The 23,449-nt window shown below is 55.4% G+C and carries 19 protein-coding genes and 1 tRNA gene; 11 read left to right on the forward strand and 9 right to left on the reverse strand.

Annotated elements, in window-relative coordinates; translation table 11 throughout:
* The first annotated feature begins 123 nt into the window (after positions 1-123).
* From NR201_RS09210 to katG, 3 genes are all read left to right on the forward strand, one after another.
* On the forward strand, positions 124-1,221 hold the full coding sequence (locus tag NR201_RS09210; protein ID WP_256849685.1) for an efflux RND transporter periplasmic adaptor subunit: 1,098 nt from the start codon (positions 124-126) through the stop codon (positions 1,219-1,221).
* The gene (locus tag NR201_RS09215; RefSeq protein ID WP_256844353.1) at positions 1,218-4,313 is read left to right on the forward strand and encodes an efflux RND transporter permease subunit; all 3,096 of its coding nucleotides are present in this window, start codon (positions 1,218-1,220) and stop codon (positions 4,311-4,313) included. Before NR201_RS09210 ends, NR201_RS09215 begins: the two co-directional genes overlap by 4 nt.
* 187 nt (positions 4,314-4,500) lie before the next feature.
* On the forward strand, positions 4,501-6,720 hold the full coding sequence (katG, locus tag NR201_RS09220) for a catalase/peroxidase HPI (RefSeq protein WP_256844352.1): 2,220 nt from the start codon (positions 4,501-4,503) through the stop codon (positions 6,718-6,720).
* A 125-nt stretch (positions 6,721-6,845) separates the two neighbouring features.
* Here katG and NR201_RS09225 read toward each other — a convergent pair whose 3' ends face one another.
* The 4 genes from NR201_RS09225 to NR201_RS09240 form a co-directional block, all read right to left on the reverse strand.
* Complete coding sequence (locus tag NR201_RS09225) at positions 6,846-7,868, reverse strand: type II toxin-antitoxin system HipA family toxin (protein WP_256849686.1); 1,023 nt, start codon at positions 7,866-7,868, stop codon at positions 6,846-6,848.
* Positions 7,865-8,176 (reverse strand): HipA N-terminal domain-containing protein, encoded by a 312-nt coding sequence (locus NR201_RS09230; protein WP_033758331.1) that lies wholly within the window; start codon positions 8,174-8,176, stop codon positions 7,865-7,867. The genes NR201_RS09225 and NR201_RS09230 overlap by 4 nt, the downstream gene beginning before the upstream one ends.
* Positions 8,161-8,505, reverse strand: coding sequence for an XRE family transcriptional regulator (locus tag NR201_RS09235; RefSeq protein WP_256849687.1), 345 nt, complete (start codon positions 8,503-8,505; stop codon positions 8,161-8,163). Before NR201_RS09235 ends, NR201_RS09230 begins: the two co-directional genes overlap by 16 nt.
* 368 nt (positions 8,506-8,873) lie before the next feature.
* Positions 8,874-8,949: transfer RNA gene (locus NR201_RS09240), tRNA-Asn, on the reverse strand.
* A gap of 333 nt (positions 8,950-9,282) precedes the next feature.
* On the opposite strand from NR201_RS09240, the gene NR201_RS09245 reads away from it, so the two are divergent.
* Positions 9,283-10,404, forward strand: coding sequence for a Gfo/Idh/MocA family protein (locus NR201_RS09245; protein WP_256849688.1), 1,122 nt, complete (start codon positions 9,283-9,285; stop codon positions 10,402-10,404).
* Positions 10,405-10,494: 90 nt separating this feature from the next.
* Here the strand turns inward: NR201_RS09245 and NR201_RS09250 are convergent, their stop codons facing one another.
* The 3 genes from NR201_RS09250 to NR201_RS09260 form a co-directional block, all read right to left on the reverse strand.
* On the reverse strand, positions 10,495-11,325 hold the full coding sequence (locus NR201_RS09250; protein WP_045140262.1) for a glycosyltransferase family 8 protein: 831 nt from the start codon (positions 11,323-11,325) through the stop codon (positions 10,495-10,497).
* Positions 11,326-11,337: 12 nt separating this feature from the next.
* Entirely contained in the window at positions 11,338-12,720 is a 1,383-nt protein-coding gene (locus NR201_RS09255) for a D-arabinono-1,4-lactone oxidase (RefSeq protein WP_256849689.1), read from the reverse strand.
* Between the two features lie 83 nt (positions 12,721-12,803).
* Positions 12,804-13,436 carry a TetR family transcriptional regulator gene (locus NR201_RS09260; protein ID WP_010247970.1) on the reverse strand — a complete coding sequence of 211 codons (633 nt, stop codon included), beginning with the start codon at positions 13,434-13,436 and terminating at the stop codon, positions 12,804-12,806.
* Positions 13,437-13,587: 151 nt separating this feature from the next.
* Between NR201_RS09260 and NR201_RS09265 the strand changes: the two genes are divergently transcribed.
* Positions 13,588-14,127: a DUF2058 domain-containing protein gene (locus NR201_RS09265; RefSeq protein ID WP_010247968.1), complete on the forward strand. Its 540-nt coding sequence runs from the start codon at positions 13,588-13,590 to the stop codon at positions 14,125-14,127.
* Between the two features lie 16 nt (positions 14,128-14,143).
* On the opposite strand, the gene NR201_RS09270 is transcribed toward NR201_RS09265, so the two are convergent.
* The gene (locus tag NR201_RS09270) at positions 14,144-14,842 is read right to left on the reverse strand and encodes an RluA family pseudouridine synthase (protein ID WP_111534009.1); all 699 of its coding nucleotides are present in this window, start codon (positions 14,840-14,842) and stop codon (positions 14,144-14,146) included.
* On the opposite strand from NR201_RS09270, the gene NR201_RS09275 reads away from it, so the two are divergent.
* Positions 14,832-15,134, forward strand: a complete 303-nt coding sequence (locus NR201_RS09275) for a hypothetical protein (RefSeq protein ID WP_154210388.1) — start codon at positions 14,832-14,834, stop codon at positions 15,132-15,134. The genes NR201_RS09270 and NR201_RS09275 overlap by 11 nt on opposite strands.
* A 116-nt stretch (positions 15,135-15,250) precedes the next feature.
* Complete coding sequence (locus tag NR201_RS09280) at positions 15,251-15,511, forward strand: hypothetical protein (RefSeq protein WP_061901306.1); 261 nt, start codon at positions 15,251-15,253, stop codon at positions 15,509-15,511.
* Positions 15,512-15,940: 429 nt separating this feature from the next.
* Here NR201_RS09280 and NR201_RS09285 read toward each other — a convergent pair whose 3' ends face one another.
* Entirely contained in the window at positions 15,941-17,863 is a 1,923-nt protein-coding gene (locus NR201_RS09285; protein ID WP_256849690.1) for a methyl-accepting chemotaxis protein, read from the reverse strand.
* Between the two features lie 713 nt (positions 17,864-18,576).
* On the opposite strand from NR201_RS09285, the gene NR201_RS09290 reads away from it, so the two are divergent.
* The 4 genes from NR201_RS09290 to NR201_RS09305 are packed head-to-tail and all read left to right on the forward strand — an operon-like array spanning position 18,577 to position 23,448.
* The gene (locus NR201_RS09290) at positions 18,577-19,455 is read left to right on the forward strand and encodes an ABC transporter substrate-binding protein (RefSeq protein WP_256849691.1); all 879 of its coding nucleotides are present in this window, start codon (positions 18,577-18,579) and stop codon (positions 19,453-19,455) included.
* Positions 19,452-20,375: an amino acid ABC transporter permease gene (locus NR201_RS09295; RefSeq protein WP_010247951.1), complete on the forward strand. Its 924-nt coding sequence runs from the start codon at positions 19,452-19,454 to the stop codon at positions 20,373-20,375. Before NR201_RS09290 ends, NR201_RS09295 begins: the two co-directional genes overlap by 4 nt.
* Entirely contained in the window at positions 20,368-21,129 is a 762-nt protein-coding gene (locus tag NR201_RS09300; RefSeq protein ID WP_022624977.1) for an amino acid ABC transporter ATP-binding protein, read from the forward strand. The genes NR201_RS09295 and NR201_RS09300 overlap by 8 nt, the downstream gene beginning before the upstream one ends.
* 33 nt (positions 21,130-21,162) lie before the next feature.
* The gene (locus NR201_RS09305) at positions 21,163-23,448 is read left to right on the forward strand and encodes a molybdopterin-dependent oxidoreductase (RefSeq protein ID WP_124890094.1); all 2,286 of its coding nucleotides are present in this window, start codon (positions 21,163-21,165) and stop codon (positions 23,446-23,448) included.
* The last annotated feature ends 1 nt before the right edge of the window (position 23,449 follow it).

The following is a 23,449-nucleotide window of genomic DNA, read 5'->3' on the forward strand; positions in this document are numbered from 1 at the left end:
TTTAACGTGTTTTCATAACCTGTATGAACGGACAATGCCTTTACGCAATTTGTGACTATTGACAGTATTGGTCACATGATAAGAGAATGGCGGCACTCTCCTGCTTACTGTTGAAGGTAATCTATGCTCAGGTTCAATCCTGCCATTCTGGTTGTTTGTCTGCTGCCACTGGCGCTGGCGGGTTGCCGGGATAATTCACCCAAAGACGATCCGCGCACGCAGCCGCCGCTGGTCAGGGTCACAAAGGTCATCAGCGCCACCGATGGCAGCCGTGCGTTTAGTGGCGTCGTGGTTGCCCGGGTTCAGAGCGACCTCGGCTTTCGGGTCTCAGGAAAAATCCTCGAACGGCTGGTGGACAGCGGCCAGCGGGTGAAGCGCGGTCAGCCGCTGATGCGGCTCGACCCGGCAGATCTCCGGCTGCAGGCCCAGGCTCAGCAGCAGGCCGTTGCCGCCGCGCAGGCACGCATCAGACAGGCCAGCGCCGATCAGGCGCGTTACCGCACTCTGGTGGCAACCGGGGCAGTTTCTGCGTCGGCATACGACCAGATTCGGGCCGCTGCGGCCACCGCTCAGGCTGAGCTGAAAGCCGCCCAGGCGCAGGCCAGCGTTGCAGGTAACGCCAGCGGATATGCGCTGCTCCTGGCTGATGACGATGGCGTGGTGATGGCAACGCTGGCGGAGCCGGGTCAGGTTGTGAGTGCCGGTGAGGCCGTCATCAGACTGGCCAGAGCCGGACAGCGCGAGGCAAGTGTTCAGTTGCCAGAGACCCTGCGCCCGGCAGTGGGAAGTGAGGCAAAGGCAACGCTGTATGGTGCGGACAGTGCGCCGGTTTCCGCCCGGCTGCGTCAACTGGCTGATGTGGCCGATCCGATGACGCGCACCTTTGAGGCGAGATATGTGCTGGAGGGCGCACTGGCCAGCGCACCGCTGGGAGCCACCGTCACAATCACGCTGCCGAATAAACCGTCGCAACCGCTGCTGCAGGTTCCGCTGGCGGCGATCTACAATGCCGGTAAAGGGCCAGGCGTCTGGGATATTACCGGCCAGCCCGCTACCGTTGCCTGGCGGCCGGTGACGGTGGTGTCGATAAGTGACGAGGCGGCCACCGTCACGGGTCAGCTTAATGCTGGCGATCAGATAGTGGCGATGGGCGCGCATCTGTTGCAGCAGGGGGAGCGCGTGCGCCCCGATGACGCTGCCGTTGCCGGGAGCCAGCCATGAGCCAGGGACGCTTTAATCTGTCAGCGCTGGCCGTGCGCGAGCGCGCCATTACGCTGTTTCTGATCATCCTGATTACCGTGGCGGGCGTCTTGTCCTTTTTCGAACTGGGACGGGCAGAAGATCCGCCGTTCACCGTAAAACAGATGACGATTATCTCCGCCTGGCCAGGTGCGACGGCTCAGGAGATGCAGGATCAGGTGGCCGAGCCGCTGGAAAAGCGTCTGCAGGAGCTGAGGTGGTATGACCGTAGCGAGACGTACACGCGCCCCGGTCTGGCTTTCACTATGTTATCCCTGCAGGATAAAACGCCGCCTTCCCAGGTTCAGGATGAGTTTTACCAGGCGCGTAAGAAGCTGGGTGATGAGAGCAGAAATCTGCCTGCCGGGGTCATCGGGCCGATGATCAACGACGAGTTCTCCGACGTGACCTTTGCACTGCTGGCGCTGAAGGCAAAAGGGGAGCCGCAGCGCCTGCTGGTTCGTGAAGCGGAATCACTGCGTCAGCGACTGCTGCATCTGCCTGGCGTGAAAAAGGTCAATATCATCGGTGAGCAGAGTGAACGCATCTATGTGTCGTTTTCACACGATCGACTGGCGACACTCGGCATCACCCCGCAAGCGATTTTTGCTGCGCTGAACGATCAGAATGTCCTGACGCCAGCGGGATCGATTGATACGCAGGGGCCGCAGGTCTTTATACGGCTGGATGGCGCGTTCGATAAACTGGAAAAAATCCGTGAGACGCCGATTGTGGCGCAGGGGAGAAGCCTGAAGCTGGCGGACGTGGCTACGGTGACCCGGGGTTACGAAGATCCCGCCACCTTTATGGTGCGCAATCAGGGCGAACCGGCGCTGCTGCTGGGTATCGTAATGCGTGAAGGCTGGAACGGTCTGGAACTCGGCAAGGCACTGGCGGCTGAAACCGCCCGCATTAACCAGGCGATGCCGCTGGGGCTCTCACTGACTCAGGTCACCGATCAGTCCGTCAATATCCGCTCGGCGGTTGATGAATTTATGGTTAAGTTCGTCGTGGCGTTGCTGGTGGTGATGGTGGTCTGCTTTGTCAGCATGGGCTGGCGTGTCGGGGTAGTGGTCGCGGCTGCGGTGCCGCTCACCCTGGCGGTGGTATTTGTGGTGATGGAGGCTTCCGGCAAAAACTTTGACCGCATCACGCTGGGTTCGCTGATTCTGGCGCTGGGCCTGCTGGTGGACGACGCCATTATCGCCATTGAGATGATGGTAGTGAAAATGGAGGAGGGCTACGACCGCATCAAGGCTTCTGCCTATGCCTGGAGTCATACGGCGGCACCAATGCTGGCAGGCACCCTGGTTACGGCCGTCGGGTTTATGCCCAATGGGTTTGCGCAGTCCACGGCGGGCGAGTACACCAGCAATATGTTCTGGATAGTCGGCATCGCGTTGATCGCCTCCTGGATCGTCGCGGTGGTGTTCACCCCTTATCTTGGCGTAAAGCTGCTGCCAGCCATCAAAACGGTAGAAGGCGGCCACGCAGCGATCTACAACACCCGCCACTACAACCGCTTTCGCCGCCTGCTGACCCGCGTGATTGCCCGTAAAGGCTGGGTGGCAGGCGTGGTGATTGCCCTGTTTATCGCCGCTGTGCTCGGTATGGCGCTGGTGAAAAAACAGTTTTTCCCGACCTCAGACCGGCCTGAAGTGCTGGTTGAAGTTCAGCTCCCCTACGGCAGCGCCATAGAACAGACCCGCGCAGCGGCTGAAAAGGTTGAGACATGGCTTAAACAGCAGCAGCAGGCAAAAATCGTCACCACCTATATTGGTCAGGGGCCACCGCGTTTTTATCTGGCGATGGCACCGGAACTGCCCGATCCGGCCTTTGCTAAGCTGGTGGTACTGACCGACAGTCAGGACGCGCGTGAGGCACTGAAAGCGCAGCTACGCGCCGCCATTGCCAGTGGTCTGGTGCCTGAAGCGCAGGTTCGTGTAACGCAGCTGGTGTTTGGCCCATACTCCCCTTATCCGGTGGCGTGGCGGGTGATGGGGCCTGATCCGGCCCATCTGCGCGCGATTGCCGATCGGGTGGAAGCGGTCCTGCGGGCCAGCCCGATGATGAGGACGGTGAACACCGACTGGGGCGCCCCCGTGCCGACGCTGCATTTTTCACTGGATCAGAACCGGCTGCAGGCTGTGGGGCTGACATCCAGTGACGTCGCCCGGCAATTACAGTTTCTGCTGTCGGGTGTGCCTGTCACTACCGTGCGGGAAGATATCCGCGCGGTCCAGGTGGTGGGGCGTGCGGCCGGAGAAGCCCGCCTCGATCCGGCTAAAATCGCCGATTTCACGCTGGTGGGCGCCGCGGGTCAGCGTATCCCCTTATCGCAGATTGGAGATGTGCAGGTGAAAATGGAAGATCCCGTGCTGCGGCGGCGCGACCGCACGCCGACCATCACCGTTCGGGGTGATATCGCCGATTCCCTGGAGCCGCCTGACGTCTCGACGGCGCTGAACAAAGCCCTGCAACCGATCATCGCGACGCTGCCCGCGGGCTACCGCATTGAACTGGCCGGTTCAATAGAGGAGTCCGGTAAAGCGACCCAGGCGATGGCCCCGCTGTTCCCGATCATGATTGCGATCACTCTGCTGATCATCATTCTGCAGGTGCGTTCTCTGTCGGCGATGATCATGGTCTTTCTGACTGCGCCCCTCGGGCTGATTGGCGTCGTGCCGACGCTGCTGCTGTTCAGTCAGCCGTTTGGTATTAATGCACTGGTCGGGCTGATTGCCCTGTCGGGTATACTGATGCGTAACACGCTGATTCTGATAGGGCAGATCCACCACAATGAACAGGAGGGTCTGGCACCCTTTGATGCAGTGGTCGAAGCGACAGTGCAGCGTGCCCGTCCGGTGCTGCTGACGGCAATGGCGGCGATTCTGGCGTTTATTCCACTGACCCACTCGGTGTTCTGGGGAACGCTGGCCTATACCCTGATTGGTGGCACGCTGGGCGGCACCCTGATCACGCTGGTTTTCCTGCCCGCAATGTACGCTATCTGGTTCCGCATCCGCCTGCCGGGCAGCAAAACGGCAGTTGTGAAACCGGCGCTGTCGGAATAGTCTCAGGGTGACGGTTGCCGCTTCGCTGCTCTCTGCAGCCTGGCAGCAACCGTCAATTCATTGTTTTAAGCTTTTGAAGAAGGTGTATAAAAAGGTAAAAGCTATCAAACAGATAGGATGAGACAGGTGTGCGATCCTGAAAATCCTCTATAGAGTAGCGATGAAAATACAAAAAAGAGGTGTGACCATGAGCAATTCCATTGATGAAGATGCAAAAGATGCAAAGCCTATTGTCGAAGCCGATCGCGAAGCGCCCGAGGGCAAATGTCCTTTTCATGCTGGTAAGCCTTCTCAGGAAAATCAGGCGCCGGGCGGCGGAACAACCAACCGCGACTGGTGGCCTAATCAACTCCGGGTTGACCTGCTGAATCAGCACTCATCCCGTTCGAACCCGCTTGATGAATCCTTCGATTACCGTAAAGAATTTGCCAAATTAGATTACTCAGCGCTGAAAGCTGACATCAAAGGGTTGCTCACCGAGTCACAAGCCTGGTGGCCCGCTGACTGGGGCAGCTACATCGGCCTGTTTATTCGTATGGCCTGGCACAGCGCCGGAACCTATCGCTCCGTGGACGGACGCGGTGGTTCAGGTCGTGGTCAGCAACGCTTCGCACCCCTAAACTCCTGGCCAGACAACGTCAGTCTGGATAAAGCGCGCCGCTTACTGTGGCCGGTTAAACAGAAATATGGTCAGAAGATCTCCTGGGCCGACCTCTACATTCTGGCGGGCAACGTCGCGCTGGAAAACTCCGGATTCCGTACCTTCGGCTTTGGTGCCGGACGTGAAGATGTCTGGGAACCGGATATGGATGTGAACTGGGGTGAAGAAGCCGCCTGGCTGGAACACCGTCACCCGGAATCCCTGGCGCAGTCGCCATTGGGCGCTACCGAAATGGGTCTGATCTACGTGAATCCGGAAGGCCCGGAACACAGCGGCGATCCTGCCTCTGCGGCCCCGGCTATTCGCGCCACTTTCGGCAACATGGGCATGAACGACGAAGAGATCGTGGCATTGATTGCTGGTGGACATACGCTGGGTAAAACCCACGGTGCCGCACCGGCCAGCCACGTCGGTGTCGATCCGGAAACTGCACCGATTGAGGCGCAGGGCCTGGGCTGGGTCAACAGCCACGGCACGGGCGTTGGCGCAGATGCGATTACCTCCGGTCTGGAAGTAATCTGGTCTCAGACGCCAACCCAGTGGAGTAACTACTTCTTCGAGAACCTGTTCAAATATGAGTGGGTTCAGACGCGCAGCCCGGCCGGTGCCATCCAGTTCGTGGCAGCTGATGCGCCGGATATTATCCCGGATGCGTTTGACGCTGCGAAGAAACACAAGCCGACCATGCTGGTGACCGATCTGACGCTGCGATTTGACCCGGAGTTTGAAAAGATTTCGCGTCGTTTCCACAACGATCCGCAGGCGTTCAACGAAGCCTTTGCCCGTGCCTGGTTTAAACTGACTCACCGTGATATGGGGCCAAAAGCGCGCTACATCGGACCTGAAGTCCCGCAGGAAGATCTGATCTGGCAGGATCCGCTGCCTGCACCGGCTTATCATCCAACCGTGGCGGATATCGCGCAGCTGAAAGAGAAAATCGCTGCAACCGGCCTCAGCGTCAGCGAGCTGGTTTCGGTTGCCTGGGCATCGGCATCAACCTTCCGTGGCGGCGACAAACGTGGTGGTGCCAACGGTGCCCGCCTGGCGTTGCTGCCGCAGCGTGAGTGGGACGTCAATGCCGTCGCGGCACGCGTGCTGCCGACGCTGGAAGCGGTGCAGCGTGAAGCGCACAAGGCTTCACTGGCAGATGTGATTGTGCTGGCGGGTGTGGTCGGCGTTGAGCAGGCGGCGAAAGCAGCTGGCGTTGAAATTGACGTGCCATTTACTCCGGGCCGTGTTGATGCGCGTCAGGATCAGACCGATATCGAGTCGTTCGATCTGCTGAAACCGCGTGCAGATGGTTTCCGTAACTACGGTACTGGCTTCGGCAAAACCACCACCGAAAATCTGCTGATCGATAAAGCGCAGCAGCTGACCCTGACCGTGCCGGAGTTAACGGTGCTGGTTGGCGGAATGCGTGCGCTGGGTGCTAACTTTGATGGCAGCCAGCACGGCATCTTCACGCACTACACAGGGACGCTGAACACAGACTTCTTCGTGAATCTGCTGGATATGCGCACCGAGTGGAAAGCCGCCGATTCGACCAATGAGAAATTCATTGGACGGGATCGCGTCACTGGCGAAACCCGTTTCACCGCCACGCGCGCCGATCTGGTGTTTGGCTCCAATGCGGTGTTACGCGCCTCGGCGGAAGTCTACGCCAGCAGCGACGCCCGTGAAAAATTCGTCAAAGACTTTGTTGCCGCCTGGACCAAAGTGATGAATCTGGATCGGTTTGAACTCTGATTGCTGTTGACGTTGTAAAACCTGAAACCCGCTGATATTAGCGGGTTTTTTTATGAGAGCAGGTGAGTTATTCGACCGCTTAACTATCCTTTTACAACCCAGGTACAACAGGTTAATGGCATCATTTAAATTTCGGTCACTGCCAGTAACGTGATCCTTCGGGCCACGTAGTCAAGTACGGCTTCCCGCTGCGATTCAGGCATATGACTTTCATTATAAGTATCGATAATAAGCTGATGATGACTCACCACCTCGGAAAGCCATTTTCGTGCCAGTGTCGGATTAATATCCATACCCTGGGCAAGCAGGATAAAGTCTGCACCCAGATATTCTCCGTACTCTGAATTGATCCCCGGTGCGTTTCCTGCATCATTTTCTTCGCGTTCCAGCAGGGGCAAAGCTAAATACTCTCCAAACGCTGCAGGGTAGGGCACAACGCTGATAAAGTCATAAACCGGGGCCAGCCAGGGTGAACCCTGCGGAGGCAGGATAATCCCGATATTGCGCAGATGAAAATCATTGTTTCCCAGCACATAGGCATACACGATGCGCAAAAAGAGGTCACGTTTACTCTTCAAACTGCTGTTCACTCTGGTATTCAGGAATTTAGCGGCTTTCTCGTAACTGATGGCTTTATGATTATCAATCCTGCCATATTTATCGCCGAGACCCATCGCGCCATCCAGCTGTTCCTGATGTAATCTCGCGTTATCTGACGCTGTCCGGTCATACCTTTTAATGACAAACGCCAGTTCGTCTGGCCGATTTTCATCGTGTCTGAATGGCATCAGCCCGAACGGGGGGACGTCAAATTTCAGACGCTGCATAACGCACATAGTGGCATGCTCGTTTTCTGCCAGGTGTGGATATTCTTCCGGAGAGGGTTTCAGGATATAGGTGCCATCATTGCTGACGACCACCAGTTCTCCCTTTGCCAGGCGAAGCGACAGTTTGGGTTGATAGCCTGAAATGCTCATGCCTTTCTGACGTTCAGGGAGTTCCTGAATAAACTGACTGCGCGTAAACGGCAGGCTAAGAGCCACATTCAGACTACCCAGCAGATGCCGGATGCCTTTTGTTGAGTAGCCGATTTTTAGCTCAGATTCTTTAAGCCGTTTTAATGTGATCAGGCAGCGTTCTGAATTCATGATGTTATCTCTTTAAAGACGACTGCCCCAAGCAAATCGTTGCCATTTTCCATCAGTAAGCCGAACAGATCTTTATCATCAATTTTTTGAATTTCAGAATAGCGTTTTCGCAACCAGCCTTCCGGCGCTAAACCTTTAAAGAAGGGATGTAGCTCTTCACTTAAATAGGGCTCAGGTCTTACCGGCATGCTGAGAGATATCGCACAGCCGACATAAGTGGGCAGGTAGCAGAAAGTATAACCGCTTTGCCCTTCACTCAGCGTTCCTGCCAGCGTGTTGTAAAGCCATACCTCTATTTTTCGAGCCATACTTTTATACCCAGTTCTTTAAGCAAGGCGTGAAGATTTATTGCCTTTGCAGAAGATGGTTTAGCAATCAGTCGTTTAAATGTTGAGAGTGATACACCAATCTGAATCGCCATCTCTTCATAGGTGATGTTTTGTCGTTTGAGTTCATTGGCCAGTAATTGTGGCAGTGTCGGAAACGTCAGATCACTCAGCTCCGATCGGGTGTCCGGTTTGTCCGCATTTATTGCTTCTGTTGTGCCTTCTCTACTCAAAGCTAACCCCGCCAATACCTTTTGCCGCTCTGACTCAGAAAGGCTTAGCAGCGAAGATTTAATCTCATCAAGGTTCATTTTTGACCTTTTCTGCAATTTCAGTACGTTTTTGAAGCGATATGGTCCGACTATAGTACTAAAAGGGTCATTTTTGAACTATTTAACGGCATCATCTTCCCATCTTACAGCCAGACTGTGAAATATGCTGATGAAAGGTCATTTATGACACTTTAAGCCACTGTTAAAACATTTGTTAAAGAGAGTATGAGATGTAGGGGTCAGAAATGAACCTTTAAGTGAGGGCGGAACCGAATGTCTAAGTATCAGGCAATAACGAAAAGAACGGGGAATTTGAAGAGGAAACAGACTGAGTAAGACGCAGATATTTTATCAGAAGTATGAAAAGCAAAAAACCCGCTTAGTTTCCTAAGCAGGCTTCTCGAATTTGGCTCCTCTGACTGGACTCGAACCAGTGACATACGGATTAACAGTCCGCCGTTCTACCGACTGAACTACAGAGGAATCGTTTGAACGGGGCGCATAGTAACGGCCACGCCGGGCCATGTCAAAGCTCTTTTTCATAAATTAGCGCGACTGCTGAAATAGTCGCCACTATGGCGTTTTAAGCACTGAAAGAGCGGCCTGTGCGGCTGACTCATCCGGCAAAACGCCACGTGTAAAACTGAGGTGTTTATGAGGTGTTATGGCGCTGTATAGCCCTTGTCAGGCGGCCAGGCGCGTGATTTAACCGGATAGTTTTTTATGGGCGTCACAAAGTATGGATTCTGGCTTTGTCAGCAATAAAAACGAAACGTAGATTCCATTTCAACCCTGAACTGAATCTCTGGAGTTGAAATGAACAAAGTCAGAATCGGCATGATTGGCAGCGGCTATATCGGACGCTGCCACGCGATTGCTTATGCGCAGGCGCCCACCGTATTTGCGCTGAAAGGCGAAATCGTGCGGGAGATGCTGGCTGAAGTGAACCCCGAGCTGGCCGCCCGTCAGGCGGCGACCTTTGGTTTCGTGCGCTCGACGGGGGACTGGCGCGCGCTGGTCAGCGACCCGGCGATTGATGTCGTGGATATCTGCGCCCCCAACTTCCTGCATAAAGAGATGGCGCTGGAGGCGATACGCCATGGCAAACACGTTTATTCAGAAAAGCCGCTGTCATTAAGCGTGGCGGATGCGCAGGAGATGGTGGCGGCAGCCGATGCGGCAGGGGTTAAAACGCTGGTAGGCTTCAACTATATGAAAAACCCCACCAGCCAGCTGGCGAAAGAGATCATTGCCAATGGTGAGATAGGCGACGTGGTGCATTTCTACGGCACCCATAACGAGGATTATCTCGCCAGACCGCAAACGCCGCTCGACTGGCACTGTCAGAAAGCGCTGGCAGGTCTCGGTGCGCTTGGCGATCTGGCGGCGCATATCGTTAATATGGCGCACTACCTGGTGGGTGACATTGCTGAGGTCAGCGGCGACATGATGACGGTGATCGCCTCACGGCCTGACCCGAAAGAGCCTGCGCGGCAGTTACCGGTCGAAAACGAAGATCAGGCCAGCGCGCTGCTACGCTTCCATAACGGTGCGCACGGCGTCATTGAAACCTCACGCATCGCCTGTGGCGCAAAAATGGGCCTGACTTACGTTGTCACCGGCACTAAAGGCACACTGCGCTACACCCAGGAGCGCATGGCGGAGCTGGAGCTTTATCTGCATGACGAACCGGCCGGGCGTCAGGGATTTAAAACTATCCTGACCGGACCAGCGCACCCTGACTACGCAAATTTCTGTGTTTCTGCCGGACACGGTATCGGCTTTAACGATCAGAAAACGGTGGAGATTCGCGACCTGATCAACGGCATCGCAGCGGGCGATCGCATGTGGCCCGATTTTGCAGAGGGATTGCAGGTTCAGAAGGTGCTGGAAGCGATTGCTCACTCAGCAGTGCAACGCCGCTGGATTGAGGTATAGGGCAGAATCAGAGGGTTAGAGGGTATTGCCGATGTGTTGATTAACACTGGCGGGCAGGGCGGGAAACGTTGGCTTCCCGCCCGCAGCCGATCAGATCAGACCGCTTTTTTCCCACCACAATTTATCCAGCGCATAAAAGCGATCGCGCTGACTCTCGGGCTGGCCGAGATCGCGTTTCCACGGTTTTGCCAGAATATAGTGCAGGTTCTTCACCTCTTCATCGTGCCAGAGACCGCTGTGCTGAAACGGCAGCGTTTTCAAGGCATTGTAGATGTAAGAGAGCGGCTTCCAGCGATCGGCAAACACTTCGTTCAGCAGATCCTGCTCGGAGAAGGGATAGTTACTGAGATCATCAATGGCGGCAATACGCTTTTCCAGTGCGTCGAACATCGCATTATCGGGCTTCAGCACCAGAAAACCGCCGTTCAGGTAAAGATCCACACTCTCTGGCGCCTTTTCACCGCGCGCCTGCCAGGTATAGTGGCACTGCTCAGGCTGCCACTCTGCCGGATAAGAGGCAATCTGGTTGGGATTACAGCGGCAGGCGTGACAGGCGGCGAGCGGGTTATCGCCCAAATCCAGGGTAAACAGCTCATCCATGTTTTGAAGGACCAGCATATCGGCATCCAGAAACACGACGCGCTCATAATCGGTGAGCTGCCAGGCGCGCAGCTTGGTCCAGACTTCGCCGAACTGCGCCGATGCATAGTGCTGATCCAGATCATCGCGCGGATAGAGGGGGTCGACCGGTTTAATCACACAGCCCTCATCCTGCAAAATCTGACAGTCAGACGCTGAAATCGCCGGCGTGGTCATCACCACCAGCGGCCACTGGCTCTGGCTCTGTTGCAGCGAACGGTGCAGCGCTTTCACGCCCACCAGATAATCGGGTTGAGTTAACAGCGTTACCCAGGCAAACATAGCTTTCCTCAATCAGTCAAAAAGTGGCGTGATGTAGTCGTTACCCAGTCGGCCATTTGGGTCGAGCTGGCTGCGCAGGGCGCGGAAGGCGTCCCACTGCGGATAGATCTCACGCCAGTTGTAACGTTCTTCATCGTAATATTTGCCCCAGTGCGGGCGTCCGCCCTCTTCGGCCAGCAGTTTTTCCACTTCAGTCAGGAAGTGCAGGCCTTCCTGTGACAGCGAACCATCGTCGGCGTAATAGACCACGAAGCCGAAAAAGCAGGTTGGCTGGTCAGCGGCCGGACTGAGCCAGGCCGATGATGCACCGGTGCAGCGCAGGATAATCGGGTAGTGCATATGCGGACGGTTCTCGGTATACCACTGCTTGATGCGGCGAATGATGGCCGGGGTTTTTGCCAGCGGCACGCCGATTTCCACATTGATCTGTGGCACTGCAATGCCGCGGCAGAAAAGCTGGTAAATGTCACCAGTAACATCGGTGAAATCACGAAAACGGGTGACGGTGCGAAACTGTTTTCCCCCTTTGCCCTCAATCTGCGTATCGCGGTGCATATGTGCCAGCGTCTGGTCGATAGTGTCGTTGAGGCTTTCGTCAACGTCGCCGTCATGTTCCACCACCTGACGACCCTGCGCTTCGTAGCGCTGACGCTCTTCGTCACTCGCCTCATGGGCGTTCCAGACGTGCATCAGGTTGTCATCGACAAACCACCAGGCTTTGCTCAGCGGATAGTCGTTGTTCCAGCGCAGCAGATCCTCTTCAAGGGTATTGGCAGAGACGGCATATTTGTGGCAGGTGAAGATGCTAAACGGCTGGGTACGCAGGGTTACCGCGGTAACAATGCCTAGTGCGCCCAGTGAGACCTGCGCTGCCGGGAAGTCAGCGTCGCCACGAACAAATTCGCGCACGCTGCCATCGGCCAGCACCATTCTGATTGCCAGCGCTTCGTCGGCAATCGAACTCTGCTGCAATCCCTGGCCGTGCGTTCCGGTCGCCATCGCGCCCGCCAGCGTCTGAATGGCAATCACGCCTGGCGATGAAGCCAGCATGCGGTTCATTTCGGTCAGGCTGCGATAGACCTGCTCAAGCGGGGTCGCGCCACCAAAGGTCACGCTCTGTTCATCACTGGCAAGCTGGCCGCTCAGTGCGCTGAGATCGAGCAGCACATCGTCATCACTGACATGCAGCATACGACCAGGCGACAGCTTGCTGCCGATCACCCGAATCTGGCCGTGTGACTCCCGGATAAGTCTCTGTAATTCCGCTTCACTGGCGGGACGCTGAACCTGGTGACGGCTGCCGATTTGCGCGTTCTGCGCCCAGTTCCACAGCGCATCATCATCGGGTTCAACATGGGTCTGACGAAGCGGATAGAGGCGTGCATCTCTGCTCACAACAGCATTCCTTATTATTGCATTTTAGTGACAAGTATCAGTAAGCGTAGACTATGGCTAAGCGCAGCCCGGCCTGCGGGCAATTATTTGCGGATATAGCGTAACGTTGCGGTTACAGCCAGCTGACGATTGCGGCGGATACTCTCTGCTTCGCTGTTGTCCGGGCTGAAAAGGGCGTTGAAGGTGTAGCGGTTTGAGACGTGATGAACGCAGATACTGCTGATCAGGCGATGGACATCGATGGTCTGCACATCGGCAGTGAACACGCCCTGTTGCTGACCGCGTGCCAGAATGTCATCCAGCAGATCCAGCGCGCTGCGATTAAGGGCTTTAATCTGCGGCGATTGGGTAATGTAGCGCCCGCGCAACAGGTTCTCACTGCAGACCAGCCGGATAAAATCAGGATGTTCTACATGGTAATCAAAACTGGCTTCCACCAGGCGGGTCATGGCCAGTTCCGGCTCCATCGCCGCCAGGTTCAGGCCGGTTTCATGCTGACGTATCTGCTGATAAACCTGCTCCAGCACGTGGATATAAAGCTGCTCTTTACTGCCAAAGTGATAGACCACCATGCGTTTAGTGGTTTGCGCATGCTCAGCAATCTGCTCCAGCCTGGCACCCTGCATACCAAACTCCGCGAAGGTTTTCAGTGCGCCTGCGATGATGCGTTTTTTCAGCCCTTCAGGGTCATTTTTACGTTTTGTTAGCTCTGACATGGTGCTCAATAAGGTGATTTTGACCGGGGAATGTTAGCACAGTGTTGAGAGGCTGCCCGCAATCGCGGGCGCGGCAGGTGCGGCAACCTGGTACAGCCCGGACGATTACAGGTATAATCCCGAACATTATTTCACGGGTTCAGAGACGACAATGACAAAACTCACCTTGCAAGAGCAGATGCTGAAAGCGGGATTAGTATCCAGCAAAAAAATGGACAAGGTTCAGCGGACAGCGAAGAAATCCAGGGTTCAGGCACGCGAAGCCAGAGCGGCGGTGGAAGATAACAAAAAAGCGCAGCTTGAGCGGGATAAGCAGCTGAACGAGCAGCAGAAGCTGGCTGTGCTGTCTAAAGAGTACAAAGCGCAGGTCAAACAGCTGATCGAAATGAACAAAATTGACGTGGCAAGAGGCAACATCAGCTTCAACTTCACCGACAATAACCTGATCAAAAAGATTATGGTGGATAAGCTGACGCAGACTCAGCTGATCAATGGGCGTCTCGCCATTGCCCGCCTGGCAGCTGACAATAATGGCGAGAGCCAGTACGCCATCATCCCGGCCAGCGTAGCGGATAAAATTGCGCAGCGTGATGCCAGTGCCATCGTATTAAACAGTGCATTAAGCGAAGAAGCACAGGACGAAGATGATCCTTATGCTGATTTCAAAGTGCCCGATGATTTGATGTGGTAACAGCGCGCTGACGCATTCAGAACGGGCTGTCGGCAGAGAGTTGCAGCGTGCTGCCGCTGACAGGATGAACAAACGTCAATCCGCTGGCGTGCAGCATCAGTCTCTCTGCCTGATCTGCGCCAGGCAGCAAAAGCCCGCCGTAGAGATCACAGCCCAGAATCGGGTGCCCCAGCTGCTGACAGTGAATGCGCAGCTGATGGGTGCGCCCGGTTTCCGGCATCAGTTCAACCCGCGTGACCGGCAATCCCTTTCCCTTTTTTTCCTGATAATAACCGCGTTCTATGACCCGGTAGCGTGAGCGCGCAGGTTTCCCCTGGATCGGGCAAATCACCATCCGGGGAAACTGCGCCGGATCTTTCGCTATCGCGGCATCAATAACGCCTTCGTCATCGGCAAGGTGCCCGCACAGCAGCGCCTGATAAGTTTTACGCACGCTGCGCTGGCTGAATTGCTGGCAGAGTGCCGCGTTAATCGTTTTGCTGCGTGCGACGACCATCAGCCCGGAGGTGCCAAAATCGAGCCGATGAACCAGCGTGCAGCCAGGAAAAAGCTTCACCAGCCGATGATGCACCGAATCGAGGTTTTGCGGATTTTTGCCTGACAGGCTCAGCAAGCCGCTGGGTTTATTGATCACCAGCAGATGGTCGTCCTGAAAGAGGAGGGTTATCTCATCAAAGCAGGGCGGGGCGATAAACGTATCGATAATGGCAGACATCGGGCAACCGGCAGGTAAATGGCAACGGATCATAACCGATTGGCCGGTCACTGACGATGCCGCGCGCAGCCATTATTCTTCGCTGATCGTTTCCCCGCTTTGCGTGAAGAGTGACTGGCCAGCCTGCTGCGTTTCAAATTTGCCATGGGCAGCAAAAACGGAGCAGACCGTTGCAGCCAGCAGCGTAAGGAGAATGGAAAGTTTCATGGTGACATCCCATCGTGAATTTAAAAGCAAGTCTGACAGGAAGGGCGGCAGAGACAAACAGAACAATCCGGAAAAAAAACATTAAGAACATTTGTTCAGCAAGTTGCGCGATTTTTAGTGATAAATTCGGGCAGTTCTCTCTTTTACGACTACAGTCTCTGGTGAGGTTGTCATCAATTCGTATCTAATGGAGGATTTTCTGTGTTATTTCAAAACGACGAGAAAGGCCACGTCATTATTGGCGAAGCGGCACTAAGCCTTGCCCTGGGTGAAAAAGAAATCAGTATCGCAACACTCTTTACCCAACTGGGTTATATGGCGAAATCTGAAAGCAACGCGGATCGGCTGACGAAAATCGCCGAAGCCAGAAGCTGGCTGAATAGTTTTGAGTCACCGGCGATTGCTCAACAGCAGGTGCCGTACCTGCGGACGCTTGCAAGCCTGAACGAAGAGCTGAACTAGCAGTAACGGAACTGATGCCAATGGACGTAGTCCGGCTCCGGCCGGAAAACGACGAAGCGGATGACCTCATCGGTTGCGCGAAAGCGTAGACCGGCCGGAGAAGCTGTCAGGGACGACAACTCTCTCCATCGCTTCTGTACAGGCCGATCGCGATTCTTTTCTATCCTCATTTCAAAGCCAGCCGGGATATAAACCGGAATCATCAGGCACGAGCCAGCTTGTTTCAGCTGTCGTGGCCGATAATATGACCTTCCCTCAGTTTCCGGATGCTCGCCTGACCCTGTCATTCCCGCGTTAACCGCTACGGCTTATTATCTTCTGATTAATCAGATCACTTATTTGTCTGAAGAGGGCTGTTATTTCAGCCAGCCTCAATCAATTAAGGCTGGCTCTATTTACCGTCAGACAGAATTAACGCTTCGCTAACCGTTAAAAGCTTTCCCAGCTGGACTCTGCGGATGCATTAACGGGCACAGCGGGCACTAAACGCGGTGACGGGGCAGGTGCGCCCCGGCTGCTACTGCTCTGCCCGGGAGAGAGACGGAATACGGCCACTGTTTTTTCCAGTTCATCTGCCTGAGATTCCAGTGAGCTGGCTGCGGCGGAGGACTCTTCAACCAGCGCGGCGTTCTGTTGCGTCGTGGTATCCATCTCGGCCATTGCCGTGGCGATCTGAGAAATGCCGCGATTTTGCTCGTCAGAGGCGGCAGCAATTTCACCCATAATATCTTTAACCTGACTGACAGAGCGGACGATGTCATCCATGGTGGTACCGGCGCGTTCCACAAATTCAGAACCATCATGAACCCGATCAAGTGACTCGCGTATCAGCGTTTCAATCTCTTTGGCGGCCAGTGAACTGCGCTGGGCCAGATTTCTGACTTCACCGGCAACTACCGCAAATCCGCGACCCTGCTCTCCGGCTCGTGCCGCTTCGACGGCGGCGTTAAGGGCCAGGATATTGGTCTGGAAGGAGATGCTGTTGATGACGTGAATGATCTCGCCGATTTTGCCCGAACTCTGGCTGATGTTGTTCATGGTTTCGATAACGTCACGGATAATCTCGCCACCACGTCCGGCATTCACTGACGCGTCTGTCGCCAACTGACTCGCATGGTGAGCGTTCTCCGCATTCTGTTTCACCGTTGAAGAGAGCTCTTCCATGCTGGCCGCGGTCTGAACCACTGCGGCAGACTGCTGTTCTGTGCGGGATGAAAGATCGGTATTACCTGCCGCGATTTCCGCCGAGGCACGCGCCACGCTGCTGACGCCATCACGCACGTTGGTGATGATGTTCTGCAGGCTGATGTTCATTGCATCTACCGCCTGCATCAGCTGACCTAACTCATCACCACGTGTGGTTTTCAGTGAGGTTGTTAAATCACCGCTGGCAATACGTTGCGCTGCGTTCAGCGTCTCTTTCAATGGCAGCGTAATGTTGCGGGTGATCCGCCAGGCAATCAGCAGACTCAGCACAACACAAATCAGCGCGGCAAAAGCAATGCGCCACTCCGCCTGTTTGATAAATTCAGAGGATAGCTGGGACTGATAGGCAAAGGTATCGGAGACCACCGCATTGAGCCGCTCTGCGGTGGTGGTCAGGCCCGCCGATTCGCTCTTTTCTTTCTCTGTCGCATCGACATAGCGCGTTAAAGCCTGGCGTTGCTGCGTCAGAGTGCTGAGCACATTTCGCGTTACGTCATTAATATTCGGCTGGGCGAAAATATCCAGTTGCTCGCTCAGTGTGTTGATAGCGGTGTATTCTTCAAGAATCGCCTCTCTGCTGGCCTCAGTCGGTTTATCGAGAAACGCTTTTTCAACATTGGCCGCATCAAACAGCGCTGCGGCCAGGTGCATGACCGGCAGCGCCGCATCGGGTGTCAGAGCCATATCGAGTGATTCAAACTGATGCGCAAGCGCAATCAGGGCACCCGGTTTAATGGCATCAAAGGCGCTGCTTGTCGCCTGCGCAGCCGTCACGAATGTCTGGCGCTGATTCTGATAATCGTTAAGTAACTGCCCCATCAGCGCGACTTTCTGCTGGCCCATCTCATCCCATTTGAATCCATCCAGCCGTTTATAAAGGGCATCTAACTCCTTCAGGGCCTGAACGTTCTGCGTGGCAAATTTGGGATCTTTGGTGTACTGGTAGAGGGTGCGGTTAAGGCGTGCCTTGCTTAACGTGTTTACCATCTCCACGGTAATCGTGCGCCGGGCGGAGTTGTCTTTAATACTGCGAAAACAATCGAAAGCGATAAAAGTAATGGCGAGGGAGGCAGCAATGACGACGATAAAACCGACGCCCAGTTTTTTCCCAATTTTAATATCGGAGATGCGTTGAGCAAGGCCCATAAGGTTCACCTTTAGTGAGATATCAGAAGCAGAGAAGAGGCTGTTAAATAATTCAAAGATGATCTTCTTATCGTCAGCGCCAGACTAATCTTTAATATTATTTATGCTTACTCAATGATCTGATTAATGAGGCTTTCATTATTCTCAAGGGAAACTATCTGCCTGCTAATCTTAGATTTACTTCGTGTAATGTATTGATGATTTTGATTAAAATTATGATTCCCGTGCCTGCTGCAGTCTTTACATTACCTGAATAAATAGTTATTGATTTTGATCAAATAAGTCCCGGATAAAAGAATCGGTCAGGCGCAGAGGGATGATTTTTCAATAAATACTTATCAATGAAATTATATTTTTATTAATCATCAGAGCCTGGCTGTGCCAGTTAATTAACCGCAGTATGACGTTTTCTCGCCTCGCCAATCCTTACCAAACTGCTCATCTCTTCGGTCACAGGATGCCAGCGCCTGTTCAACAGCCTCGCAACGCGCGCCATTGCCATATTCCAGCAAAATATTCCCGGTTTTAGCATTTGTGATCGCCGCCGGTCTTCACTGAGAATGACAACAGAACGTTACGAGGATGATAAAAGCTCTGGAGCCCGCCGCTTATCTGGCTTTCTTTCAGCGCTGACAACAGGTCACGATCGCTTTTCCCTCTGGGGGAACATTTTAAATATCAGGAGAAAGGTTCCGGTGAAATTGATAAAAAGAATGACCCTTTTCACACTCGTGCTCAACGCATCCGTCAGCTTTGCGGCAGAACCCTCAGTGCCTGCTGACAGCAGCATACATGTTAAAGCCGATCCGGCGCTGAAAACGCTGATTCCTGCGGATATCCTCAAGCGTGGCTACATTGTGGCAGGAACAAACCCGAATACGCCGCCAACTACCTTTTATAAAGAAGATAATAAGACGCTGGCCGGTCGCGAAATCGACATCATGAATGCGGTGGGTGAACGTCTGGGTATCGCGGTAGAGTGGCGCGACACGGGCGGCTTCGACAACATCATTCCCGGTCTGAAAACCGGACGTTACGATGTGGCGCTGTCGAACATCAACGCCACACCGACCCGCCTGAAACAGATCGACTTTGTCGGCTACTACAACGCCAGCCTGCTGGGAATTATTTCCCGAAAAGACGCCATTATCGCCCCGTTTAAATCACTCAGTGACGTCTGCGGCAAAGAGGTCGGCGCCGGTTCCGGTACCACCCAGGTTACGCGGCTGGAAGAAGCCAGTAAAGCCTGTGAGGCCGCAGGTAAGCAGCCCATCAAGGTAGCGATATTCCCGGATCGTCCGGCTGGCGTGCAGGCGGTGGTCAGCGGGCGCGTACCGCTGTTCCTGGGTCCCTATGAGGGGCTGCTGTGGCAGGTTAAGGTAATCAAACCGCTGACCATGAGCGGCGAAATCACCGTTAACGATGCACCGGTCTCTGTCGCTTTCCCAAAAGCCTCTCCGCTTGAACCTGCCGTGCAGGCCGCGCTGAACTCATTAATCAAAGATGGCAGCTACCGGAAAATCCTCGATAACTGGGGAATCGGATTTGGTGCTGTGACCGAAGCCCGACGCAACGAAGAGATTTTTAAATGAGTGAGATTCAGAACCACACTGACGATCTGAAAATCGTCAGTAAACGCTACTACGGACGCTGGCTGAGTGCGCTGGTGGTGCTGTTGTGCGTGGTGGCGATGGCACATTCGATGATTAACAATCCGCGCTTTGAGTGGGGGATCATCGCAGAAAACTTCACTGCGCCCTCCATTCTGCAGGGGGTGTTAATGACGCTGCAGCTCACCGCCATTTCAGTGGTGCTGGGCTTTGCCTTCGGCACGGTGCTGGCGCTGATGCGTCTCTCATCAAACCCGGTTCTGGTTGCGGTGAGCTGGGCCTACACCTGGTTTTTCCGTGGTGTGCCGATGCTGGTGCAGCTGTTTCTCTGGTACAACATCGCGGCGCTCTATCCCAGAATAGCGTTGTCGATTCCCGGTTTAGGTGAGATCTGGAGTGCACAATCCAACGCGCTGGTCAGCCCGTTTAGTGCGGCAGTGATCGCGCTGGTCATGCATCAGTCCGCCTATGCCGCAGAAATTGTGCGCGCGGGTATCCAGAGCGTGGGTAATGGGCAGATTGAAGCGGCACGCGCGCTTGGATATCGCCCGGCTCAGATTTTCCGTCATACCGTTTTACCGCAGGCGATGCGCGCCATTATGCCGCCAGCGGGTAACGAGATCATTGGCCAGTTGAAAACCACGGCAGTGGTGTCAGTGATTTCTCTGCAGGATGTGCTGTTTTCGGCGCAGATTATCTATCAGCGCACCTATGAAGTGATCCCGCTGCTGCTGGTCGCCACCCTGTGGTATCTGCTGATGACCTCAGTGCTGTCAGTGGGCCAGTATTACGTGGAGCGTTATTTTGGCCGCGGTGTCACGCGACGTGAAAAGCGCAGCCTCTGGCCGTCGTTGCCGCGCTTTTCGCTGCCGAAAACCCAAAGGAGTGTGAGCAATGGCTGAAGCAATTGCACTGCGCAAGGTCACTAAGCGCTTCTCTGGCGTAACCATCCTCGACGACGTTAACCTGGATATACCTGCCGGGTCGGTCACGGTGATTCTGGGGCCATCCGGCTCCGGTAAATCCACGCTGCTGCGCTGCATTAATCACCTTGAGAAGCTGGATGGTGGCACCATCCGTATCGGCGGCCAGATGGTGGGATACCGACAAAAAGGCCAGGCGCTGCACGAACTCAACAGCAGTGCCATTGCACGCCAGCGGGCGGAAATCGGCATGGTGTTTCAGCAATTCAACCTGTTCCCGCACCGTACCGTGTTGCAGAACATCACGGATGCGCCGATGCGGGTGAAAAAGCAGAGCCGCCATCAGGCGACCAGCAAAGCACTGGCGCTGCTGAAACAGGTGGGGCTGTCTGGTCGCGAAGATGAGTGGCCGCAAAACCTTTCCGGTGGTCAGCAGCAGCGCGTTGCGATTGCCCGCGCACTGGCGATGGATCCTGGCGTTATGTTGTTTGATGAACCGACCTCGGCGCTTGACCCGGAACTGGTGGGTGAAGTGCTGCAGGTCATTAAACAGCTGGCGCATTCCGGTATCACCATGGTGGTTGTCACCCATGAAATCGGATTTGCCCGCGAGGTCGCCGATAACATCGTCTTTATGGAGAGCGGCAAAATTGTGGCGGCTGGCCCGACGCAGCAGGTACTCGACGATCCGGACAACGGACGCGTCAGAAACTTTATCGCAACGGTGCTCTGAGCACCGTTTCTTTTGTGATAACCAGGAAGCAGGATGACGCAAAAACCGGTAATGCACAGCGCCCACTGGGGCGCTTTTCACGCTGAGCGCAGCGGCGATCAACTGCTTATTGAGCCGTTCGGGGGCGATCCCGACCCCAGTCCGCTGTTGCAAAACTTCCGTCATTCACTTAATCACCCGGCACGCGTCGCACGGCCGATGATACGGCGTGGCTGGCTGGAAAACGGGCCTGGCCCGGATCGGCGTCGTGGGGCAGATGAATATGTCGCGGTTAGCTGGGAGGAAGCCAGTCATCGGGTTGCACAGGAGCTTAAGCGCGTCGGTGAGGCTTACGGCCCGGCGGGGATTTTTGGCGGATCTTACGGATGGTCAAGCGCAGGCCGTTTCCATCACGCCCAAAGTCAGGTGCACCGTTTCCTGAACACCACGCTGGGCGGCTATGTTCGCTCAGTTAACAGCTACAGCTCCGGCGCGGCATCGGTTTTGCTGCCGCATATTGTGGGCGACATGAATGAAGTCGCCCGGCGTGGCGTGAGCTGGGAAGAGATTGCCGGTCACAGCGAGGTGGTGCTGGCGTTTGGCGGGCTGGCGCTGAAAAATGCCCAGGTGGCCAGCGGCGGCCTGAGTGAGCATACCGAGCGCGGTTTTATGCAGCGTGCGGCACAACGCGGCACACGTTTTATCTCGGTAAGCCCACTGAAAAGCGATTTGCCAGAGGAAGCACAGGGTGAGTGGCTGGCGCTGCGACCCGGAACGGATGCGGCGTTTATACTCGGCCTGCTGGCGGTATTAATCACCGACGGGTTAACCGATGAGGCATTTCTGGCGCGCTACTGTGTCGGCTGGCCTCAGATGGTGGCCTACATCCGGGGTGAAGAGGATGGCGTGGTGCGTGACGCGCCCTGGGCGGCCGCGATCTGTGGCGTCAGCAGCGACCTGATCAGGCAGTTCGCCCGACAGCTGCACGGCAAGCGCGTACTGGTTACGGTCGCCCATGCCTTACAACGCGCCGAGCATGGCGAACAACCGGTCTGGCTTGGCCTGGTGCTGGCGGCGGCACTCGGACAGCCCGGGCTGCCCGGCGGCGGCTATACCTATGCACTGGGTGCGCTGGGCCATTATGGCAAACATCACAATCTGGTCAGCTTTCCGTCCCTGCCGCAGGGCAAAAATGGCATCGACCGCTTTATTCCGGTAGCCCGTATTGCCGATATGCTGCTCAATCCCGGCACCAGGTTTGACTACAATGGCCGTCAGCTTACTTATCCTCATATCCGGCTGGCTTACTGGGCGGGCGGCAATCCGTTTCACCACCATCAGGATCTGGCCCGGCTGCGTCAGGCGTTTTGCCAGCTGGATACGTTCATCGTGCATGAGAGCGTCTGGACCGCCAGTGCGCGTCATGCTGATATCGTCCTGCCCGCCACCATGACCCTGGAGCGTGAGGATATCGGCGGTGCGCCGACCGATCGCCATTTAATCGCCATGCAGCCAGTGGCACAGCCTTACGCCGAAGCCAGGGACGATTACACGATTTTCCGTGAGCTGGCCCGGCAACTTGGCCGGGAAGAAGCGTTTAGCGAAGGGCGCGATGCGCGAGGCTGGTTGCAGCATCTTTACCATCAGCTACAGGAAAAACTGGCGGCGCATCAGGTGCAGACACCGGATTTCAATCAGTTCTGGCAGCAGGGCATCCTGGCGTTGCCGCAGGTGAAGGATGGTGGACGGATGATCAATGCGTTTCGCGCAGACCCTGATGCTGCACCGCTGCCCACAGCAGGCGGCAAAATTGAGATCTTCTCCGCCACTATCGCCAGCTTTGGTTATGACAACTGTCCCGGCCATCCGGTATGGCGTGAACCGCAGCAAAAACCCAGCGCCGACTACCCATTCTGGCTGATTGCTAATCAGCCCGCGACGCGCCTGCACAGCCAGCTCGATTTTGGTGATTTCAGTCAGAGTGGCAAGCGTGGCGGGCGTGAAGTCTGCAGCCTCAACAGCGAGGATGCCGCAGCCCGGGCTATCGCGGATGGCGACATCATTGAGCTTTATAACGATCGGGGCCATGTGCTCGCCAGCGCACGTCTCACCGACACGGTTATGCCTGGCGTGGTACAGCTGCCAACCGGTGCCTGGTACGATCCGGTCGACGCCACTGCCGCCCGTCCGCTTTGTCGTCACGGTAATCCCAATGTGCTGACGCTGGATATCGGGACGTCATCTCTGGCACAGGGATGTAGCGGGCAGATTACGGTGGTGCAGGTGCGTAAATTTGCCGGGGAAGTCACGCCGGTGCAGGCCTTTATTCCCCCGTTATGAG

It is taken from the genome of Pantoea sp. Fr-CA_6 (assembly GCF_024520895.1).
Lineage (GTDB): Bacteria > Pseudomonadota > Gammaproteobacteria > Enterobacterales > Enterobacteriaceae > Pantoea > Pantoea agglomerans.

What these genes read in the sequence shown, in the direction of transcription:
- NR201_RS09210 (WP_256849685.1), top strand. Translation starts at nt 124, where the DNA reads ATGCTCAGGTTCAATCCTGCCATTCTGGTTGTTTGTCTGCTGCCACTG.
- NR201_RS09215 (WP_256844353.1), top strand. Translation starts at nt 1,218, where the DNA reads ATGAGCCAGGGACGCTTTAATCTGTCAGCGCTGGCCGTGCGCGAGCGC.
- katG (WP_256844352.1), top strand. Translation starts at nt 4,501, where the DNA reads ATGAGCAATTCCATTGATGAAGATGCAAAAGATGCAAAGCCTATTGTC.
- NR201_RS09225 (WP_256849686.1), bottom strand. Translation starts at nt 7,868, where the DNA reads ATGAATTCAGAACGCTGCCTGATCACATTAAAACGGCTTAAAGAATCT.
- NR201_RS09230 (WP_033758331.1), bottom strand. Translation starts at nt 8,176, where the DNA reads ATGGCTCGAAAAATAGAGGTATGGCTTTACAACACGCTGGCAGGAACG.
- NR201_RS09235 (WP_256849687.1), bottom strand. Translation starts at nt 8,505, where the DNA reads ATGAACCTTGATGAGATTAAATCTTCGCTGCTAAGCCTTTCTGAGTCA.
- NR201_RS09245 (WP_256849688.1), top strand. Translation starts at nt 9,283, where the DNA reads ATGAACAAAGTCAGAATCGGCATGATTGGCAGCGGCTATATCGGACGC.
- NR201_RS09250 (WP_045140262.1), bottom strand. Translation starts at nt 11,325, where the DNA reads ATGTTTGCCTGGGTAACGCTGTTAACTCAACCCGATTATCTGGTGGGC.
- NR201_RS09260 (WP_010247970.1), bottom strand. Translation starts at nt 13,436, where the DNA reads ATGTCAGAGCTAACAAAACGTAAAAATGACCCTGAAGGGCTGAAAAAA.
- NR201_RS09265 (WP_010247968.1), top strand. Translation starts at nt 13,588, where the DNA reads ATGACAAAACTCACCTTGCAAGAGCAGATGCTGAAAGCGGGATTAGTA.
- NR201_RS09275 (WP_154210388.1), top strand. Translation starts at nt 14,832, where the DNA reads ATGGCAGACATCGGGCAACCGGCAGGTAAATGGCAACGGATCATAACC.
- NR201_RS09270 (WP_111534009.1), bottom strand. Translation starts at nt 14,842, where the DNA reads ATGTCTGCCATTATCGATACGTTTATCGCCCCGCCCTGCTTTGATGAG.
- NR201_RS09285 (WP_256849690.1), bottom strand. Translation starts at nt 17,863, where the DNA reads ATGGGCCTTGCTCAACGCATCTCCGATATTAAAATTGGGAAAAAACTG.
- NR201_RS09290 (WP_256849691.1), top strand. Translation starts at nt 18,577, where the DNA reads ATGACCCTTTTCACACTCGTGCTCAACGCATCCGTCAGCTTTGCGGCA.
- NR201_RS09295 (WP_010247951.1), top strand. Translation starts at nt 19,452, where the DNA reads ATGAGTGAGATTCAGAACCACACTGACGATCTGAAAATCGTCAGTAAA.
- NR201_RS09300 (WP_022624977.1), top strand. Translation starts at nt 20,368, where the DNA reads ATGGCTGAAGCAATTGCACTGCGCAAGGTCACTAAGCGCTTCTCTGGC.
- NR201_RS09305 (WP_124890094.1), top strand. Translation starts at nt 21,163, where the DNA reads ATGACGCAAAAACCGGTAATGCACAGCGCCCACTGGGGCGCTTTTCAC.